At 71.5% G+C, this 2,963-nt stretch carries 1 protein-coding gene; it reads left to right on the top strand.

Annotated features, from left to right (window positions below; translation table 11 throughout):
• Positions 1–85 precede the first annotated feature (85 nt).
• A complete protein-coding gene (locus AC08ON_RS11250; protein WP_476607239.1) occupies positions 86–1,771 on the top strand; it encodes an isovaleryl-CoA dehydrogenase in 1,686 nt (561 codons plus the stop codon).
• Positions 1,772–2,963: the final 1,192 nt, after the last annotated feature.

Below are 2,963 nucleotides of genomic sequence, written 5' to 3' on the forward strand. Positions count from 1 at the left end.
CTCGGACGCGGTTCCGCCCGAACGCGGCTCGGCTCATGTGCGGCACTGTCGAGGCCGATGTGCGGCCCGGCCGAGAGGAGGGCCGGTGATCTCGCCGACCACCGTCAACCGGACAACGGCGGTTCCCGGGACGTGTTCGTCCCGGACCCATGAGGTGACGAACCAGCCTCCGCCCCTCGTGGGGCACGATGCGGCGGCCGATCCGGCGCTGCTGGCGGCCCTCGCGCGGGAGGGGGCCGGCTGGCATATGGACGATCTGCATCGACTCGGTCGGTTGGCCGGCAGCGAGGAGGCCGCCCGCCAGGCCGACGAGGCGAACAGGTTCCCGCCGCAACTGCGCACTCATGATCGTTACGGGTTTCGCGTTGACGAGGTGGACTTCCATCCCTCCTGGCATGCCCTGATGGAGGTCGCGGTACGGGAGGGCCTGGCCGGGGCGCCGTGGGCCGACCCGCGTCCCGGCGCCCATGTCGCCCGCGCCGCGGACATCCTGGTCTGGGGCACCGTCGAGCAGGGCCATCTGTGCCCGGTGTCGATGACCTACGCCGTGGTGCCGGCGCTGCGCGCCGCCCCGGAGCTCGCTGCCCGCTACGAACCGTTGCTGACCAGCCGCGTCTACGATCCGGGTCTGCGCCCACCCGAGGGCAAGGCCGGCCTGCTGGCGGGCATGGGCATGACGGAGAAGCAGGGTGGCTCGGACGTCCGTGCCAACACGACGACGGCGACGCCGGCGGGCGACGGGACCTATCGGCTGCGGGGGCACAAGTGGTTCACTAGCGCCCCGATGAACGACGTCTTCCTGGTCTTGGCCCAGGCCCCCGGTGGCCTGTCCTGCTTCTGGGTGCCACGGGTGCTTCCGGACGGCGTCCGCAACACCTTTCGCATCGCGCGGCTGAAGGACAAGCTCGGTAATCGCAGTAACGCCAGTGGCGAGCCGGAGTTCGATGACACGGTCGGTTGGCTGGTCGGCGAGGAGGGCGCAGGGGTCCGGGCCATCATCGAGATGGTGGCGATGACCCGGCTCGACTCCAGCCTCGGCTCGGCGGCGGGGATGCGTGAGGCCGTCATGGCGGCCGCCCACCACGTGCGTCACCGACGCGCGTTCGGGAGACCGCTCATCGATGCTCCGTTGATGCGCAATGTGCTCGCCGATCTCGCCCTGGAGTCCGAGGCCGCGACGACCCTGGTGCTCCGGGTGGCGGGCGCGGTCGACCGGGCGGCCCGTGGCGATCGTCAGGAACAGGCGTTCAGACGGTTGGCGATCGCCGTCGCGAAGTACTGGGTGTGCAAGCGTTCCCCGGCGCTGGCCGCCGAGGCGCTCGAATGCCTGGGGGGCAACGGCTACGTGGAGGAGTCCGGGATGCCGAGGCTCTACCGCGAGGCGCCGCTGAACGGCATCTGGGAGGGCTCGGGCAACGTCAACGCGCTCGACGTGCTGCGCGCGCTCACCCGGGAACCGGCCAGCCTCGCCGCCTTCGCCACGGAGATCGACGCGGCACGTGGCGCGGACCGCAGGCTGGACGCGGCTTGGGCCCGGTTGCGCGCTGTCCTGAACCGGTCCGAGGACGCGGAGTTCGCCGCCCGGCGCATCGTTGAGCGACTTGCCGTCGTCCTGCAGGGCTCCTTGCTGGTGCGCTACGCCCCGAGCGCCGTGGCCGACGCGTTCTGCGCCACGAGAGTCGCCGGTGAGGGGGGACTGGCCTTCGGCACCCTGCCCGATGCCGCTGATGTGCCAAATATTCTCGGCAGAATTCCACCGATGGGCGCCTGAGATGATTCGCTCGGTGTTTCCTGACCTTGGCGGATAGGTACTAGAAACTCTCCGTAATCAATGCTGCGCCATCGGGTGGGGGATGTGCCCCTAGGGTGGAGACTGACTGCGCCCTGGAGGGTTCCATGGTGTTCTTCTGCTTGGCTGTCGCCGGGCTGATATTGATCGCGGGTGCGCTCGGCCTGGTGCGGGGACGCGCGGAATGGGCGTGGATCCCCAACCGCCGTACGGCCGGCGCGGTTGCCGGTGCGGGATCCGCGGCGCTCGTCGCTTTCGGGCTGCTCGCATCTCGAGGAGTCGGGGTCGGCGACGGCAACGATCCGGACCTGCCCGTGAGCCAGGCTGTCCTGCCTGCACCGACTCCCCCATCACCGTCCACGCCAGCATCGCCACTTTCAGTGCTATCCGCGACGTCCGTCGAGCCCGGGTCCACGTTGCCCGCGGACACCGATGCGGATCGGGACCTGGCTGCGGACAGGGCCGCACGTCGTCCGGCGCCGTCCGATGACCGCGGCGGACCCCAGCAGTCGGGTCCTCCCACATGGGACACCTGGCCGCCATGGGCGTCGCCCGCGGACAGCCGGTCGTCGGGGACGTTGCAGCTGGGGACGTTGCCGGTGGAGACGCCGGTGGAGACGTCGCCGGTGGAGACGCCGGCGCTGCCGTCTGCTACGTCCTCGCCGGGGACATCGCAGCCGGGGACATCGCCGGCGGGGACATCGCCGCCGAGAACCCGGCCGACGGGAACCCCGCCGCCGGCGCATGGTCGGCCCGACACCCGCCCGGACGACCGGGAAACCGCCGGCGGTCGCGGAACCGCCGGTCAGAAGTCTGACGGGCGCGACCATGCCGGGTCCGACCGACATGCCGGGTCCGACCGACATGCCGGGTCCGACCGAGGAGCCGGGTCCGACCGACATGCCGGGTCCGACCGAGGAGCCGGGTCCGACCGAGGAGCCGAGAGCGCGGCCCCGACACCACGCGACGGCGGTCGCCCCTCACCCGGATCACCTGGATCGAGTGATACGGGTCGTGGCGCGGGGGCATCGCGGCAACCGAGGGAACCGGGGGATCGGTCCGTCTCCAGGCCGGCGAGTGGACCGTCGGCGAGCGGACCGTCGGCGAGCGCGGCGGAGTCGCCGTCCGCTCCGCCGCGCACGAACGAGGGCTCGCCCAGGGCGACCGGACAGCC

Source organism: Frankia sp. CoWAU3 (assembly GCF_977971855.1).